Below are 15992 nucleotides of genomic sequence, written 5' to 3' on the forward strand. Positions count from 1 at the left end.
GCCGCTGTCGACGTCGAGCCTCTGTCCGGTTCCCGGTGGGCCGCGTAGCCGCCGTCGACATCGGGCTTTCATCCGGTTCCCGGTGGCTGGGGTTCAGGCCGCGTAGCCGCCGTCGACGTCGAGCTTCTGGCCGGAGATGAACCTCGCCCGGTCGCTCGCCAGGAAGCACACGGCCTCGGCGATGTCGGCCGCGGTGCCGAAGGTGCGCAGCGGGATGTTCGAGCGGGTCACCGCCAGCGCGTGCTCGTGCAGGTCGCCGTCGGCGATCAGGCGGGCCGCCATGCCGTCGGTGAGCATGCCGGGGCCGACGCAGTTGGCGCGGACGCCGAAGCGGCCCTCCTCGGCGGCGATGCCCCGCATCAGCGACTCGACCGCGCCCTTCGGCACCGCCGACAGCCCGTCGCGCACCGGGAAGCGCCGCGTGGCCGCGGTGGTCACCGCGACGATGCTGCCGCGGCTCGCGCGCAGCGCGGGCAGCGCCGCGCGCACGATGTTGAACGTGGCGAGCACGTCCTGGGCGACCTGCTCGGCGAACCGCTCCGGCGCGATCGTGCTTAGGTGCATCATCGGCACGTGGGGACCGGCCGCGTGCACGAGGGTGTGCACCTCGCCCGCGGCGCCGATGAGCGCGGCGCAGGCCGCCGGGTCCGTGAGGTCCGCGCGCACGGCGGTCGCTCGCCTCTTCCTCGTCGCGCCGGTCTCGTGCACTCGCTCGTCTGCCGTGTTCGCGTCGGTCCGAGTTGCGCCGGGCTGGACGGCGCCGGGCTGGGCCGCGTCGGTCCGGGTCGTGCCGGGCTGGCCCGCGTCAGTCCGGGTCGTGCCGGGCTGGACGCCGCCGGGCTGGCCCGCGTCGGTCCGGGTCGTGCCGGGCTGGACCGCGCCGGTCCGGGTCGTGTCAGTCCGGGTCGTGCCGGTGGCGGCGGGGTCGGTGGCGTTGAGCTCGGCGGCCAGGGCCGCGGCCGCGTCGGCGTCCGAGCGGTACGCGAGCACGACCGCGCACCCGCGCGCGACGAGCATCCGGGCGACCGCGGACCCGATGCCGCCCGTCGCCCCCGTGACGACCGCGACGCCCGGGCGGGCGGAGAAATCCTGCTCCATGACGGGTACATTACCAAGCAAGCGTTTGTTAGAGTACCGCCCGTGGAGCTGAAACTCGGAGTCATGCCCGCGCACGGCGGCGCGGATCCGGCCACCGTCGCGCGGTTCGTGCGCCTGCTCGAGGAGCTCGGCTGCGAGTCGGTGTGGGCGGTCGAGCACGTGATCGTGCCGGACGACTACGACAGCTCCTACCCGTACGATCCGAGCGGCCGCATGCCCCTGCGCGGGGACGACGACATCCCGGACCCGCTGCACTGGCTCACGTTCGCCGCCGCGCACACCACGACGCTGAAGCTCGGCACCGCGATGCTCATCCTGCCCGAGCACAATCCGGTCGACCTGGCCAAGCGCCTCGCCACCGTCGACGTGCTCAGCGGCGGGCGGCTGCTGGCCGGGATCGGCGTCGGCTGGCTGCGCGAGGAGTACGACGCGCTCGGGGTGCCCTTCGCCGGGCGCGGGGCGCGCGCCGACGAGTACCTCGAGGCCATGCGCGCGCTGTGGACGCAGGCGCCGGCGCGGTACGACGGCCGTCTGGTCTCGTTCGGACCCGTGTACTCCCGGCCCCGGCCCACGCGCGGGACCGTGCCGATCGTCGTCGGCGGGCACAGCCTGGCCGCGGTGCGCCGTGCGGCCCGCTTCGGCGACGGGTGGTATCCGCTGGGCGTGCGCGGCGAGGAGTTCGCCCGGCTCCGGCAGGCGCTGCGGGACGAGTGCGCGGCGCTGGGCCGCGACCCCGACGAGGTCGAGGTGACCGCCCGCGGCCCGGGCGACCGGGGCGAGGTCGAGCGGCTGCGCGCGCTCGGCGTGGCCCGGGTCGTCATCCGTGCGGACCCGAACGATCTCGTCGGCGTGCGGGACAAGGTTCGTCGTTACCAGCGGGAGGTTCTCGGGGCATGAGAACGGTCATCATCACCGGCGCCGGGCAGGGGCTCGGCCGCGCGCACGCGCTCGCGTTCGCCGCGGCCGGGTACCACATGGTGCTCAACGACCTCGGCGCGGACCGGCTGCGGACCGTCGCCGGGGAGTGCGCGTTCGGACAGGGCACCGTGACCGCCGTGCCGGGGGACATCGCCGACTGGGACTTCGCGGCCGCGCTGATCGAACGCGCAGTGGCCGTGCACGGACGTGTCGACGCACTCGTGAACAACGCCGGGCTCGCTCGCGACCGGATGACCACCAACGTCACCGAGGACGAGTGGGACTCCGTCATCCGGGTCAACCTCAAGGGCCACTTCGCCCCGCTGCGGCACGCGTCCGCGCACTGGAAGGCGCTCGCCAAGGCCGGGGAGCTTGTGGCCGCGCGGATCGTGAACACCACCTCCGGGGCGGGGCTCATGGGCAGCGTCGGGCAGGTCAGCTACAGCGCCGCGAAGGCCGCCGTGGCCGCGGTGACGCAGGTGGCGGCGGTGGAGCTGCGGCGCTACGGGATCACGGTCAACGCGATCGCGCCCAGCGCCCGCACGCCGATGACCGAGGACGTCTTCGCCGACGCCATGCGCGCGCCCGAGTCCGGGTTCGACGCGATGGCGCCGGAGAACGTCTCGCCGCTGGTGGTGTGGCTCGCCTCCGAGGAGGCCGGGTTCGTGACCGGCCGCGTGTTCGAGGTCTCCGGCGGCAGCGTGGGCCTGGCCGACGGCTGGCAGCACGGCCCGGCGACGGACGTGGGCCGTCGCTGGGAGCCGGACGAGCTCGGGCCGGTCGTGCGCGGCCTGCTCTCCCGCGCGCCCGAACCGGCGGCCGTGTATGGCGCCTGACGTGCACACGGCCGGCGCACCGGACAACGGTCGTTCGTCGCGCGCGTCGCGCGCGTCCGGCGATGTCGGTTCGCCCGGTGCGTCGCGCGCGTCCGGCAACGTCGATTCGTCCGGTGCGCCGCAAGGGGCCGGCGATGTCGGTTCGTCCGGTGTGTCGCCCGCGGCCGACGACTTCCGCCGGGAGGTGCGGGACTGGCTCGCCGAGCACCTCACCGGGCGGTTCGCGCCGCTCGTCGGCTCCGGCGGGCCCGGACGCGAGCACGAGCACCTGCGGCTGCGCGCCGAATGGGAGCGTGAGCTGGGGGCCGGGGGCTGGATCGGGCTCGGCTGGCCGGAACCCTACGGCCGCGGCGCGAGCATCGCCGAGCAGGTCGTGTTCTTCGAGGAGTACGCGCGCGCGGGCGGGCCGGGGCGGCTGTCGCACATCGGTGAGTACCTGCTCGCGCCCACGCTCATCGCCCACGGCACCGAGGAGCAGCGGGCCCGGTTCCTGCCGCCGATCGCCCGCGCCGAGGAGCTGTGGTGCCAGGGGTACTCCGAGCCCGGCGCCGGCTCCGACCTCGCCGGGGTGCAGACCCGCGCCGAGCTCGCCGGCGGCCGCTGGCGCATCACCGGCCAGAAGGTGTGGACGTCGCTGGCGCACATCGCGGACTGGTGCTTCGTGCTCGCGCGCACCGGTGCGCAAACGCGCAAGAACGGACTGTCGTACCTGCTCGTGCCGATGCGGCAGCCCGGCGTCGAGGTGCGCCCGATCGTGCAGCTGACCGGCACCTCCGAGTTCAACGAGGTCTTCTTCGACGGCGCCGAGACCGACGCGGGACTGGTCGTGGGGGAGCCCGGCGACGGCTGGCGGGTCGCGACGAGCACCCTCGCCTTCGAGCGCGGCGTCGCGACCCTGGGTCAGCAGCTCGGGTTCGCCCGGGAGCTGAAGTCCATCATGGACAGAGCGCGATCCACCGGTACCATGGAAGATCCGATCATCGCCGACCGCATCGCGAGCGCCTGGGCGGGACTGCAGGGCCTGCGCCACCACGCGCTGCGCACCCTCTCCGCGACCGAGCCCGACCCCACCGCCGCGTCCGTCGCCAAGCTGCTGTGGGCCAACTGGCACCGCGACCTCGGCGAGCTGGCCCTGGCCGTGGAGGGCGCGGGCGCGACGGTCGCCCGGGCCGCGCCCTACGACCTGACCGACGCCCAGCGCCTGTTCCTGTTCACCCGCGCCGACACCATCTACGGCGGATCGAACGAGATCCAGCGCAACATCATCGCCGACCGGCTCCTCGGCCGCGTCCCCCGAGCCTAGGAGTGTCCACAGTGGAGTCCTTTGCCGGTGAGTTCACGGCGGAGCAGACGGCGCTGCGCGAGTCGGTCCGCGACTTCTTCGCCTCGCCCGGGTACAGCTGGGACCGCCTCACCGGCGAGCTCGGCCTCACCGCGCTCGCCGTCGCCGAGGAGCACGGCGGCTTCGGCGCCACCGCGGTCGAGGCCGGCATCGTGCTGGAGGAGGCCGGGGCCGCGCTGCTGTCCGCGCCGCTGCTGTCGACCACCGCCGCGATCCTGGCCCTGGCTCCGGCGTCCGGCCGGCTGGGGTCGCTCGCCGCCGGCACGGCGATCGGCGCCCCGGCCCTGGAGCCCGTGTCCGGCCGGCTGGGGACGGCGATCGGCGCCCCGGCGCTGGACCCCGTGTCCGGCCTTCTGGAGTCGCTCGCCGCCGGCACGACGATCGGCGCCCTGGCCCTCGGCGACGGCGTCGAGGCCCGGCCGACCGCGGACGGCATCGTCCTGGACGGCCGGGCCGAGCACGTCCTGGACGGCGACGCCGCGGACGTGTTCCTCGTCGAGGCGGCCGGCGACCTGTACGCGACCGACGCCGCCGTCGTGCAGCCCGTGCCCACGCTGGACACCACGCGCGGCCAGGCGACCCTGATCCTCACCGCCGCCCCGGCCCGCCCGGTCGCCCCGGCCGGCGCCGCGCACGCCCTCGCCGTCGTGCGGGCGCTGCTGGCCGCCGAGTCCGTCGGCGTGGCGCGGGCCGCGCTGCGGTCCACCGTGGATCATCTGCGCACCCGCCACCAGTTCGGCGTGCCGCTGTCGACGTTCCAGGCCCTGCGGCACCGGGTCGCGGATCTCTACGTGCTGCTGGAGCAGGCGACCTCGACGGCCCGCTACGCCCTGCGCTGCCACGGCACCGCCGAGTTCGCGGTCGCCGCGCCGCTGGCGAAGCTCTCCGCCGCCGAGGCCGCGTGGACGATCACCCGCGAGTCGATCCAGCTGCTCGGCGGGATCGGGTTCACGTGGGAGCATCCGGCGCACCGGTACCTCAAGCGCGCCACCGCCGGCCACCTGCTCTTCGGCGACCCGCCCACGCTGCGGCGGCAACTGCTCGCGCACGCGGGATAATCGACAGCTGTCGATTATGTCACATAGACTGCACGGCATGAGACGAACCCTCGTCATCGCCGCGGCGGTCGTGCTCGCCGCTGTCTCCTCCTCCGTCGCCGCCCCGTCCGCCTCCGCCGCCACCGTCCGCCCCTTCGGCTCGGTCGTCGAGGCCGAGTCCTACGACGCCCAGCACGGCGTGCGCGTCTTCGCCGACCCGGCGGCCTCCGGCGGCCAGGCGGTCGCCTTCTCCGGCGGCGACCGCCTGCGCCTCGACGCCGTCGACTTCGGCGCGCCCGGCCAGGCCAGCGGCTTCGCCACCTGGCGCTCCTGCGCGACCGGCTCGGGCACGGTCGAGCTGCGGCTCGACTCGCCCACGGCCACCCCGTTCCTGACCTTCCAGCCCGCGGGCGGCACGTGCGCCCAGTGGTTCCAGTCGAGCACCCGCATGGGCGTGACCACGACCCCGACCGGCGTCCACGACCTGTACCTGTCGTTCACCTCGCCCTCGCGGTGCGAGTTCTACCGGCTCGACAGCTTCCAGATGATCAAGCAGACCGGCCCGCCGATCCCGTAAGTTTCACACCGGACCCGGTCCAACGCCGCGCCGCGGGATCGATCGGCGGCCGGCACCGGCCCGGGCGGCGGTGCGGTCGCCGTCATCGGCCTGCGGTGCGGCGTGCCCGGCGCGCCGGGCACGCCGAGCACGAGCTGGGGCGGCTCAGGAGCGCGACCGCCGGGACGGACGACCGCGCGGCGGGGCGTCACGCCCGCGGGCCGGTCGCCCATGGTCCTTGCGGCCGCGGTCGAGCGCGCGGTGGCCGGCGAGTGCCGCGAGTACCGCGGGTGCCGCCGGTGCCGAGCGCCGCCGGACTAGAGCCGCTCGATGATGGTGACATTGGCCGTACCGCCGCCCTCGCACATCGTCTGCAGACCGTACCGGCCGCCGCGCGCCTCCAGCTCGTGCAGCAGCGTCGTCATGAGCCGGGCGCCGGTCGCGCCGAGCGGGTGGCCCAGCGCCACCGCGCCGCCGAGGGGGTTGACGCGCTCGAGGTCGGCGCCGGTCTCGTGCTGCCAGGCGAGCACGACCGGTACGAACGCCTCATTGATCTCGACGAGGTCGATGTCGTCGATCGTCAGGCCGGCCTTGCGCAGGGCGTGCGCGGTCGCCGGGATGGGGCCGGTGAGCATGTAGACGGGGTCGTCGGCGAGCACGCTGAGGTGGTGGATGCGGGCGCGGGGGCGCAGCCCGTGCTCGGCGACCGCGCGCTCGGAGGCGACGAGCAGGGCCGCGGCGCCGTCGGAGATCTGGCTGGCGAGGGCGGCGGTGACGACCCCGCCGGGCTTGAGGGTGGGCAGGGAGGCCATCTTCTCGAGGGTGGTGTCGCGGCGCGGGCCCTCGTCCACCGAGACCCCGGCGATCGGCTCGATCTCGCGCTCGAACCGGCCGGCGTCGATCGCGGCGGCGGCGCGGCGGTGGCTCTGCAGGGCGTAGCGCTCCATCTCCTCGCGCGTGAGGGCCCACTCGGCGGCGATGAGCTCGGCGGCGCGGAACTGGCTGATCTCCTGGGTGCCGTAGCGCGCGTGCCAGCCGGACGAGCCGCGGAACGGGTCCTCGAAGCCGTACTGCTGCCCGGCCAGCATCGCCGCCGAGATCGGGATGGCGCTCATGTTCTGCACGCCCCCGGCCACGACCAGGTCGGCGGTGCCGGACATGACCGCCTGCGCGGCGAAGTGCAGGGCCTGCTGCGAGGAGCCGCACTGCCGGTCCACGGTCACCCCGGGCACGTGCTCGGGCAGCCCGGCCGCGAGCCAGCTGGTGCGGGCGATGTTCCCGGCCTGCGGTCCGAGCGCGTCGACGCAGCCGAAGATCACGTCGTCGACCGCGGCCGGGTCGACGCCGCTGCGCTTGACCAGCGCGTTGAGCACGTGTGCGCCCAGGTCGGCGGGGTGGATGGCGGCCAGTGCGCCGCCGCGGCGGCCGACCGGGGTGCGGACCGCCTCGACCAGATATGCCTCCGTCATGCCTGGGACCTTACCAAGCGAGCGCTTGGTTGGTAAGGTGCGTCGCATGGAACCGTTGGACGCCCGCACGATCCCCGATCCGGTGCTGGCCGGCGCGGCGCGCGCCGGCGGCAAGGTGCTCGAAACGACACTGCGGAGCGCCTGAATGGACACCGTCATCGTCACGGGCGGCGGCAGCGGCATCGGCGCCGCGGTCGCCCGCCTCGCCACGGAGCATGGCCTGCGCCCGGTCGTGTGGGACCTGCGCGGCGGCGACCTGGAGGTGGACGTCCGCGACCCGGACGCGGTGCGGGCGGCCCTCGCCGAGACCGGGCCCGCGCGCTACCTCGTCAACAACGCGGGACCGGCCAGCGGCGGCCCGGCGCTCGCCTTCGGCGACGGGCTCGTCGCCACCGCCGGCAGCATGGAGCTCGTCACCTCCGCCTGGCTGGCCACCGGTCCGCCCGAGGGCTCGGCCGTGGTCAACGTGGCCTCCGTCGCGGGCAACTTCGTCGGTACCGACAGCGCCTGGTACTCCGCCGGGAAGGCCGCGATCGCGGGCTACACCCGGCACCTGGCCACGCGGGTGGCGCCGCGGGTGCGGGCCAACGCGGTCGCGCCCGGCTTCATCGACACGCCCCGCATGGCCGGCTTCGCCGACACCCCGCTCGGCCGCTCGCTCATCGAGCGCAACCCCATGGGCCGCGCCGGGCGCCCCGAGGACGTCGCCGCGGCCGTCCTCTTCCTGCTCTCGCCCGCCGCCGCCTACGTCAACGGCGTCCTGCTCCCCGTGGACGGGGGCTGGACCGTCAGCCAATAGCTACTCGGAAGGGAGTCCACTGTGGACGCCGTCATCGTCTCCGCCGCGCGCTCGCCCATCGGCCGCGCCTACAAGGGCTCGCTCGCCGGTGTGCGCGCCGACGACCTCGCCGCCCAGATCGTCGGCAAGGCCCTGGCCAAGGTGCCCGCGCTCGACCCGGCCACCCTGGACGACCTGATCCTCGGGTGCGCGCAGCCGGCCGGTGAGCAGGGGTACAACCTCGGCCGCCAGGTCGCGATGCACCTCGGGCTCGACATGGTGCCCGGCACCACCGTCAACCGGTACTGCGCCTCCTCGCTGCAGGCGATCCGGATGGCCTTCCACGCCATCAAGGCGGGGGAGGGCCACGCGTTCGTCGCGGCCGGGGCCGAGGTCGTCTCGCACTACCCGGCCGGGAAGGCCGACGGCATGCCGGGCACCCGCAACCCGCGCTGGCCCGAGCGCACCTCCACGCTGCCCTGGACCGATCCGCGCGCGAGCGGGGAGCTGCCGGACGCGTACATCGCGATGGGCGAGACCGCCGAGAACGTCGCGTCGCTGTGCGGCATCACCCGCCGCGAGCAGGACGAGTTCGGCGTGCGCAGCCAGAACAACGCCGAGAAGGCCCAGGCCGACGGGTTCTGGGAGCTCGACATCACGCCCGTCACCCTGCCCGACGGCACCGAGCTGGCCCGCGACGACGGCCCCCGCGCGGGCGTGACGCTGGAGAAGGTCAGCACGCTGCAGCCGGTGTTCCGGCCCGACGGCACCGTCACCGCCGGCAACTGCTGCCCCCTCAACGACGGCGCGGCCGCCGTCGTCGTCATGAGCGCGTCCCGGGCCCGCGAGCTGGGCCTCACCCCGCTGGCGCGGATCGTGGCGACGGGCGTGTCCGCGCTGAGCCCCGAGATCATGGGCCTCGGCCCGGTCGAGGCGAGCCGGCGGGCCCTGCACAACGCCGGCATGTCCATCTCGGACATCGACCTCATCGAGATCAACGAGGCCTTCGCCGCCCAGGTGATCCCGTCGTACCGCCAGCTGGGCGCCGACCCCGACAAGGTCAACGTCCACGGCGGCGCGATCGCGGTCGGCCACCCCTTCGGCATGACGGGCGCGCGGATGGCCACGACCCTGCTCAACGGGCTGTCCTTCCGCGACCGCAGCATCGGCCTGGAGACCATGTGCACCGCGGGCGGGCAGGGCATGGCGCTGATCCTGGAGCGGCTGTCGTGACCGGTCACCTGGCGGGCAAGGCCGTCGTCGTCACCGGGGCGGGCCGCGGGCTCGGCGCCGCGTACGCGCGCCTGGCCGCGGCCGAGGGCGCCGCCGTCGTCGTCAACGACGTCGACGCGGACCTGGCCGCCGCGGTCGCCGAGGAGATCCGCGCCGCGGGCGGCCGGGCGGCGCCGTTCGTGGGCTCGGTCGCCGACTGGGACCGGGCCGGCGAGCTGGTGACCGCGTGCGTCGAGGAGTTCGGCGCGATCGACGGCCTGGTCAACAACGCCGGCATCTTCCGCCTCGCCGACCCGCGGGAGCAGGACCCGGCCGAGTTCCGCGCCGTGCTGGAGGTCAACGTCCTCGGCACCGCGTACTGCGGCCTGCACGCCATCCGCGCGATGCTCGAGCGCGGCACCGGCTCGATCGTCAACGTGACGTCGGGCTCGCACGCGGGCTCGGCCGCGATGGGCGCCTACGGGGCGAGCAAGGGGGCGGTGGCGTCGTTGACGTACTGCTGGGCCACCGACCTCGCGGGCACCGGCGTGCGGGTGAACGCCGTGTCCCCGAACGCGCACACCCGGATGGCGGACGCCTACGAGGCGTACCTCGGCGCCGCCGCCCAGGGCCAGAACGTGGCCAAGTCGCCCGCCCAGAACGCCCCGGCGGTGGTGTACCTGCTCGCGGACGCGTCCTCGGCCCTGCACGGCCAGATCGTGCGCATCGACGGCGACGAGCTGTCGATGGTCGCCCACCCGGTCGTCCAGGGCCACGGCGCCCTGAACCCGGCCTGGACGGTGTCGGCGGTGGCGGCCGCCTTCGCCGCGGGCGAGGTCGGTCCCCTGAGCCCGCTCGGCCTGCAGCGCGCCTGACCCGACAGGCGCTCCCGGGCCAGGTCAGCGGCCCGCGCCGCCGGCCGGCGGCGCGTCGCGATGGCGGATCGTCACCGCGACGCGCCGCCGGAGCGTCGGACCGCCGGGTCAGCGTGGCCCGCCTCAGCTGGTGCTCCGGGCGGGGTCGCTGGCAGCCTCCCGCCGCCCACCCCGGCCGCGGCGGACCCGATCGCCTGGTGCGGTGCGGGACATCGGCGCGGCCCGGTGAGCGCCTGCTGCCGCCGGCGCGGGCCGAGATCGAGGTCGACAAGAACAGGTAGGCCCGCGGCCGAACCGGGTTGATCGCGGGTCGGGCGTCTGACACGATGCCTCGACGCATCAACGCCGGGGGATGTCGGGGGAGCTCGTGTCGGATACCGATGTGGCACGGTTCGTGCTGGTTCGTTCGCGCTGGCAGGCGGCCTACCCGGTGGGGGTCACGGTCGTGTTCCGGGCGCTGATCGTCGCCTACGCCCTGGCGCTCGGCGCCCGGGGGCTCATGCTCTTCGCCGTGCTGGCGGTCTTCGGGGTGACCGGGGCCATCGGCCTGCTCGCGTTCGTCGCCACGCTGACGGCGCCGCCGGCCGAGGTGACCGGTGACGGGCTTCGGCTGCGCGAGCTGGCCATCTCGACCGGGCTGACCGACGTCGCCTGGTCCGAGGTGCGGGCCGCGTGGATCGCGTACCTCGGCGGCCAGCGGTGCCTGTTCGTGCTCGCCGGCGACCGGGACCGCCCCTACTTCTCGCCGGTTGCCGAGGGGCCGGGGGCCGCGGCCGCGGTGCGGGACCTCAGTGGCGGCACGGTCACCGTCGCGGACGAGCCGCCGCCCCGCCCGCAGACCGGCTCGCCGGCGTTCCGGCTGGCCGGCTACGGGCGGGTGCGCCGGACGCCGTTGGCCGTGGCGGTCCTGCCGTGGGTGGCGATCCTCGTGCTGCTGCCGTGGCTGACCCATACGACACCGGCGTGGGACCAGCCCTGGTGGCCCGGCCACCACTGAGCCGACCCCGGGCCCGGCCCGCATTTGCGTGCATGGATCACCATCGGAAGGGTGATGGGATCTTCACACGCCGTGTCGGGGGCCGCCGGGTGGCTGGCGGGCTGTGCGGCGCTCGCGGCCGCGGGTGTGCCGGCCACGCCGCCCGTGGTGGTCGTCGGCACGGTGGTCGCGGCCGGGGCGGCGCTGCTGCCCGACTGCGACCACCCCAGCTCCTGCGTCGCGCACACGTTCGGCCCGGTGACGAAGTTCCTGTGCCGGCGCATCGGGCGGGCCTGCGCCGTGCTGCACGCCCGGACGCGCACGCCGCTCGACGTCCGTGACCTCGACGGGCACCGCACGCTCACGCACACCGTGCTCTGGGCGCTCGTGACCGGGCTGGTCGCGGCCGTGGGCGGGTGGCTCGGCGGCCTCGCGGCGGCCGCGGTCGTGACGTTCGCCACGACCGGGCTCGCCGTGCGGGCGCTGTGGCCGAAGCGCAAGCGGGGCACGCTCGGGGCGACGCTCGGCGGGGCCGTCACCGCCGCGGCGCTCGTCACGTTCGGCCCGGCCGGCGGCTGGTGGTGGCTCGGGGTGCCGGTCGCGTTCGGGTGCCTCGCCCACATCGCCGGGGACGCGCTCACCAACACCGGGGTGCCCGCGCTGTTCCCGCTCAAGGTCGGCGGGCGGCGCTGGCGGCGGCTGCGGGCGCCGCGCGGGCTGCGCTTCGGCACCGGCGGCCGCGCCGAGCACCTCGTCCGCTGGGTGCTGGTGGCGGGCGCGATCGGAGCGGGCTGGCTGCTGGCCGTCTAGCTCGCTGCCCGGCGCCCCGGCCGCGCCCGGGTCACTTGCGGGACAGGCCGTCCACGAACAGCGAGGTGCAGTCCTCGGCCAGGCGCGTGATCGGGTACTCCCGGGTCGGCTTGAACCAGCGCACCGACAGCCACACCGCGTCACGCATCAGGCGGTACAGGATCTTCGGATCGAGGTCCGAGCGGATCACGCCCTGGTCGATCCCGGCCTCGATGACCTGCAGCCAGGCGGCCTGGACCTCCTTGCCGGCGTTGCGCAGGTATCCGAACCGCTCGATCTGGATCAGGTAGTTCACGTCGTTCTGGTAGATCTCGGTGGCGTGCGGATGTGCCTCGACCACCTCGAGCGACGCCACGATCAGGTCGTGCAGGCGGGTGCGCGGGTCGGTGTCGGCGGCCAGCACCCGCTTGTAGCGGGTCCGCAGGTCCTCGAGGTAGGAGGTGACGATCTCGTCGACCATCGCCTCCTTGGACTCGAAGTGGTGGTAGAGGCTCCCGGACAGGATGCCGACCTCGTCGGCGATCTCACGCACCGTGGTCGCCGCCACACCCTTGTTGGCGAACAGCGCCGCGGCGCTGGCGAGAATCCGCTCGCGTCGTTCTCCAGACTCCCGCGCCATGCCCTTGTCCTTTGCAGAGAAGGTGATGTATCCCGCCGGAGTGTACCGATCCCGCGAGAAAACGAGTGTAGCGTAATCAAGCAAGCGCTTGGTACGTTCGTCTGGCAAGTCAGCCTGCGGGAGTAAGGCGGCCAAACACAGCGATGGCGAACAAGCAGATGTCCCCCGACGAGGTCGTGGCCCGGTTACGCTCCGGCATGACCATCGGGATCGGCGGCTGGGGGTCGCGGCGCAAGCCCATGGCCCTGGTGCGCGCGATCCTGCGCTCCGACCTCACCGACCTCACGATCGTGACCTACGGCGGCCCCGACGTGGGCCTGCTGCTGGCGGCGAAGAAGGTCCGGCATGTGATCTACGGGTTCGTGTCGCTCGACTCGATCCCGCTCGAGCCGCACTTCCGCGCGGCCCGGGAGAGCGGCGCGATCGAGGTGACCGAGTACGACGAGGGCATGCTGCGCTGGGGGCTCTACGCGGCCGCCTGCCGGCTGCCGTTCCTGCCCAGCCGCGTCGGGCTCGGCTCCGACGTGCTCACCGTGAACCCGTCCCTGCGGATGGTCGTTTCGCCCTACGGCGGCGAGGAGTTCATCGCGATGCCGGCCCTGCGGCTCGACGCGGCCCTGGTGCACCTGAACCGGGCCGATGTGCACGGCAACGCGCAGTACCTCGGCAAGGACCCGTACTTCGACGACCTCTTCTGCACCGCGGCCGAGCAGGCCTACGTGTCCGTCGAGCGGATCGTCCCCACGGCCGAGCTGACGCGGGACGCACCCGTGCAGAGCCTGCTGCTGCAGCGCTGGATGGTGCACGGCGTGGTCGAGGCCCCCGGCGGCGCGCACTTCACCTCCTGCGACCCCGACTACGGGCGCGACGAGGCGTTCCAGCGCGAGTACGCCGACGCCGCCGCCGACCCCGAGCGCTGGCGGCAGTTCTACGAGCGGTACCTGGACGGCGACGAGGCCGCCTACCGGGCCGCCGTCCAGACCCGGGGCGTGGCCGCATGAGCGGTCCGGAGCTTGCGGAGGTGACGGCATGAGCGACGTCACCCGCGCGGAGTACTGCGCGATCGCGTGCGCCGAGGCCTGGCGCGGCGACGGGGAGATCCTGGCGAGCCCGATCGGCGTGGTGCCGAGCATCGCCGCCCGCCTGGCCCGCGCCACGTTCGCGCCCGACCTGCTGCTCTCCGACGGCGAGGCGATGCTCGGCGTGGGCACCTGGGCGCTCGGGCAGGCCCCGGACGAGGTCGAGGGCTGGATGCCGTTCCGGGCCGTGTTCGACCTGCTCTACACCGGGCACCGGCACGTCATGATGATGCCGAGCCAGATCGACCGGTACGGCAACGCCAACATCTCCGCGATCGGCGACTTCGCGCGCCCGACCCGCCAGCTGCTCGGCGTGCGCGGCGCGCCCGGCAACACGGTGAGCCACCCGACGAGCTACTGGGTGCCGCGTCACGGCCGGCGCTCGTTCGTGGCCGCCGTCGACATGGTCAGCGGCGTCGGCTACGACCGGGCCGCCGCCGTCCCGGCCGCCGGCAAGTACCACGAGCTGCGGCGGGTCGTCAGCAACCTCGGCGTCTTCGACTTCGGCACCGAGGACCACCGCATGCGCCTGGTGTCGGTGCACCCGGGCGTGACGGTCGAGGAGGTTGTCGCCGCGACCGGCTTCGACCTGGTCGTCCCGGCCGAGGTGCCGCAGACCCGCGAGCCCGCCGAGGACGAGTTGCGGCTCATCCGCGAGGTGATCGATCCCAAGGGCGCCCGTTCGCGGGAGGTGGCCGGGTGAGTGGTGCCCTGCGGACGCCGATCTGCGCGCTGTTCGGGGTCAAGTACCCCATCGTGCAGACCGGCATGGGCTGGGTCTCCGACGCCGGGCTCACCGCGGCCACCGCCAACGCCGGTGGCCTGGGCATCCTCGCCGGCGCCACCCTGGCCTACGACGAGCTCGTCACCGCGATCGCCGGCGTCCGGGCCCGCACCGACCAGCCCTTCGGGGTCAACCTGCGCGCCGACGCGCCCGACGCCGGCCGCCGGGTCGACCTGCTCATCCGCGAGGGGGTCCGGGTCGCCTCCTTCGCCCTGGCCCCCAAGCCGGAGCTGATCGACAGGCTGAAGTCGGCCGGCGTGCTGGTGGTGCCCTCCGTCGGTGCGCGCCGGCACGCCGAGAAGGTCGCGGCCTGGGGCGCCGACGCCGTCGTGGTGCAGGGTGGCGAGGGCGGCGGGCACACCGGCCCGGTGCCGATCTCCCTGCTGCTGCCCCAGGTCGTCGACGCCGTCGACATCCCGGTCGTCGCGGCCGGCGGCTACCACGACGGGCGCGGGCTCGTCGCCGCGCTCGCCTACGGCGCGGCCGGGATCGCCATGGGCACCCGGTTCCTGCTCACCACCGACAGCCCGATCGCCGAGGACGTCAAGCGCCGCTACCTCGCCGCGACCGTCACCGACACGGTGGTGACCGACGCGCTCGACGGGGTGCCGCAGCGCGTGCTGCGCACCGGGTTCGTCGACGCCCTCGCGAAACCGTCGCTCCCCGGGCGGCGGCTCGCCCGCGCGTTCGGCAGCGCCCGGGCGTTCCGGAAGCTCTCGGGGCGCTCGTGGGTGTCGCTGCTGCGCGAGGGGCGGGCGATGCGCGGGCGCGGGCTGCGGTACGACCAGGTGCTCCTGGCCGCGAACACCCCCATGCTCATCCGCAACGCGATGGTCGAGGGGCGGCCCGACGCCGGCGTCATGGCCAGCGGGCAGGTCGCGGGGCTCATCGACGATCTGCCCAGCGTCGCCGAGCTGGTCGAGCGGATCATGGCCGAGGCCGAGACCACGCTGAAGCGGCTGGCCTGATGCCCGCGTACGCGATCGACGGCGTCGTCCCGGTCGTGCACCCGGAGGCCTACGTCCACCCGACCGCGGTGCTCATCGGCGACGTGCACGTCGGCCCCGGCTGCTACGTGGGGCCCCTCGCCAGCCTGCGCGGGGACTTCGGCCGGATCGTCATGCTGGACGGCTCGAACCTGCAGGACTCCTGCGTCTTGCACACGTTCCCGGGCACCGAGGCGGTGCTCGGCCGCCACGGCCACGTCGGGCACGGCGCGGTGCTGCACGGCTGCGTCATCGGCGACGGGGCGCTCGTGGGCATGAACGCGGTCGTGATGGACGGTGCCGAGGTCGGGGCGGAGGCGTTCGTCGGCGCGCACGCGTTCGTCAAGGCCGGCTTCGTGGTGCCGCCGCGCACCCTCGCGGCCGGGTCGCCGGCTCGCGTGGTGCGCGACCTGACGCCCGCGGAGCTCGCCTGGAAGGCCAACGGCACGCGGGTGTACCAGGAGCTGGCCGTCCGCAGCCGGGCCTCCCTCCGCGAGGTCGAGCCGCTGGCGGCGCCCGAGCCCGACCGGCCCGCGCTGCCGACCGGCCCCGAAACCGCGGTCCCGCTCGGCGTCGCCCGGGCTAGTGAACCAAACAAGCGCTTGGTAGAGTGATCG

Annotated in this window: 17 protein-coding genes; 14 read left to right on the forward strand and 3 right to left on the reverse strand. The window is 74.6% G+C overall.

What is annotated here, in order from left to right:
- Positions 1–93 precede the first annotated feature (93 nt).
- Positions 94–1098, reverse strand: coding sequence for an SDR family NAD(P)-dependent oxidoreductase (locus ACQP1P_RS17655; protein WP_433087755.1), 1005 nt, complete (start codon positions 1096–1098; stop codon positions 94–96).
- A 42-nt stretch (positions 1099–1140) separates the two neighbouring features.
- Between ACQP1P_RS17655 and ACQP1P_RS17660 the strand changes: the two genes are divergently transcribed.
- The 5 genes from ACQP1P_RS17660 (at position 1141) to ACQP1P_RS17680 (ending at position 5808) form a co-directional block, all read left to right on the forward strand.
- Complete coding sequence (locus ACQP1P_RS17660; RefSeq protein WP_433087756.1) at positions 1141–1995, forward strand: LLM class F420-dependent oxidoreductase; 855 nt, start codon at positions 1141–1143, stop codon at positions 1993–1995.
- Entirely contained in the window at positions 1992–2852 is an 861-nt protein-coding gene (locus tag ACQP1P_RS17665; protein ID WP_433087757.1) for an SDR family oxidoreductase, read from the forward strand. The genes ACQP1P_RS17660 and ACQP1P_RS17665 overlap by 4 nt, the downstream gene beginning before the upstream one ends.
- A 151-nt stretch (positions 2853–3003) precedes the next feature.
- Positions 3004–4155, forward strand: a complete 1152-nt coding sequence (locus ACQP1P_RS17670) for an acyl-CoA dehydrogenase family protein (protein WP_433087758.1) — start codon at positions 3004–3006, stop codon at positions 4153–4155.
- A gap of 11 nt (positions 4156–4166) precedes the next feature.
- The gene (locus tag ACQP1P_RS17675; RefSeq protein WP_433087759.1) at positions 4167–5252 is read left to right on the forward strand and encodes an acyl-CoA dehydrogenase family protein; all 1086 of its coding nucleotides are present in this window, start codon (positions 4167–4169) and stop codon (positions 5250–5252) included.
- Positions 5253–5289: 37 nt separating this feature from the next.
- On the forward strand, positions 5290–5808 hold the full coding sequence (locus ACQP1P_RS17680; protein ID WP_433087760.1) for a carbohydrate-binding protein: 519 nt from the start codon (positions 5290–5292) through the stop codon (positions 5806–5808).
- Positions 5809–6104: 296 nt separating this feature from the next.
- On the opposite strand, the gene ACQP1P_RS17685 is transcribed toward ACQP1P_RS17680, so the two are convergent.
- Entirely contained in the window at positions 6105–7256 is a 1152-nt protein-coding gene (locus ACQP1P_RS17685; RefSeq protein WP_433087761.1) for an acetyl-CoA C-acetyltransferase, read from the reverse strand.
- A gap of 145 nt (positions 7257–7401) precedes the next feature.
- Here ACQP1P_RS17685 and ACQP1P_RS17690 point away from each other — a divergent pair, with 145 nt between their 5' ends.
- The 5 genes from ACQP1P_RS17690 to ACQP1P_RS17710 all read left to right on the forward strand — a co-directional run bounded on the left by ACQP1P_RS17690 (position 7402) and on the right by ACQP1P_RS17710 (position 11907).
- Positions 7402–8055: an SDR family NAD(P)-dependent oxidoreductase gene (locus tag ACQP1P_RS17690; protein ID WP_433087762.1), complete on the forward strand. Its 654-nt coding sequence runs from the start codon at positions 7402–7404 to the stop codon at positions 8053–8055.
- Between the two features lie 21 nt (positions 8056–8076).
- Complete coding sequence (locus ACQP1P_RS17695) at positions 8077–9267, forward strand: acetyl-CoA C-acetyltransferase (protein ID WP_433087763.1); 1191 nt, start codon at positions 8077–8079, stop codon at positions 9265–9267.
- Complete coding sequence (locus tag ACQP1P_RS17700) at positions 9264–10121, forward strand: SDR family NAD(P)-dependent oxidoreductase (protein WP_433087764.1); 858 nt, start codon at positions 9264–9266, stop codon at positions 10119–10121. The genes ACQP1P_RS17695 and ACQP1P_RS17700 overlap by 4 nt, the downstream gene beginning before the upstream one ends.
- Positions 10122–10515: 394 nt before the next feature.
- Positions 10516–11118, forward strand: coding sequence for a hypothetical protein (locus ACQP1P_RS17705; RefSeq protein WP_433087765.1), 603 nt, complete (start codon positions 10516–10518; stop codon positions 11116–11118).
- Positions 11119–11172: 54 nt separating this feature from the next.
- On the forward strand, positions 11173–11907 hold the full coding sequence (locus tag ACQP1P_RS17710) for a metal-dependent hydrolase (protein WP_433087766.1): 735 nt from the start codon (positions 11173–11175) through the stop codon (positions 11905–11907).
- Positions 11908–11938: 31 nt separating this feature from the next.
- On the opposite strand, the gene ACQP1P_RS17715 is transcribed toward ACQP1P_RS17710, so the two are convergent.
- On the reverse strand, positions 11939–12526 hold the full coding sequence (locus ACQP1P_RS17715) for a TetR/AcrR family transcriptional regulator (RefSeq protein ID WP_433087767.1): 588 nt from the start codon (positions 12524–12526) through the stop codon (positions 11939–11941).
- Positions 12527–12669: 143 nt separating this feature from the next.
- Between ACQP1P_RS17715 and ACQP1P_RS17720 the strand changes: the two genes are divergently transcribed.
- Genes ACQP1P_RS17720 through ACQP1P_RS17735 form a run of 4 tightly spaced genes read left to right on the forward strand, consistent with a single transcriptional unit; the run spans position 12670 to position 15989 of the window.
- Positions 12670–13527, forward strand: coding sequence for a CoA transferase subunit A (locus ACQP1P_RS17720; protein ID WP_433087768.1), 858 nt, complete (start codon positions 12670–12672; stop codon positions 13525–13527).
- Positions 13528–13555: 28 nt separating this feature from the next.
- Entirely contained in the window at positions 13556–14308 is a 753-nt protein-coding gene (locus tag ACQP1P_RS17725) for a CoA-transferase subunit beta (protein ID WP_433087769.1), read from the forward strand.
- Entirely contained in the window at positions 14305–15357 is a 1053-nt protein-coding gene (locus tag ACQP1P_RS17730; protein ID WP_433087770.1) for an NAD(P)H-dependent flavin oxidoreductase, read from the forward strand. Before ACQP1P_RS17725 ends, ACQP1P_RS17730 begins: the two co-directional genes overlap by 4 nt.
- A complete protein-coding gene (locus tag ACQP1P_RS17735; protein WP_433087771.1) occupies positions 15357–15989 on the forward strand; it encodes a hypothetical protein in 633 nt (210 codons plus the stop codon). The genes ACQP1P_RS17730 and ACQP1P_RS17735 overlap by 1 nt, the downstream gene beginning before the upstream one ends.
- Positions 15990–15992: the final 3 nt, after the last annotated feature.

The organism is Dactylosporangium sp. CA-052675 (assembly GCF_050947935.1).
Classification (GTDB): Bacteria; Actinomycetota; Actinomycetes; order Mycobacteriales; family Micromonosporaceae; genus Dactylosporangium.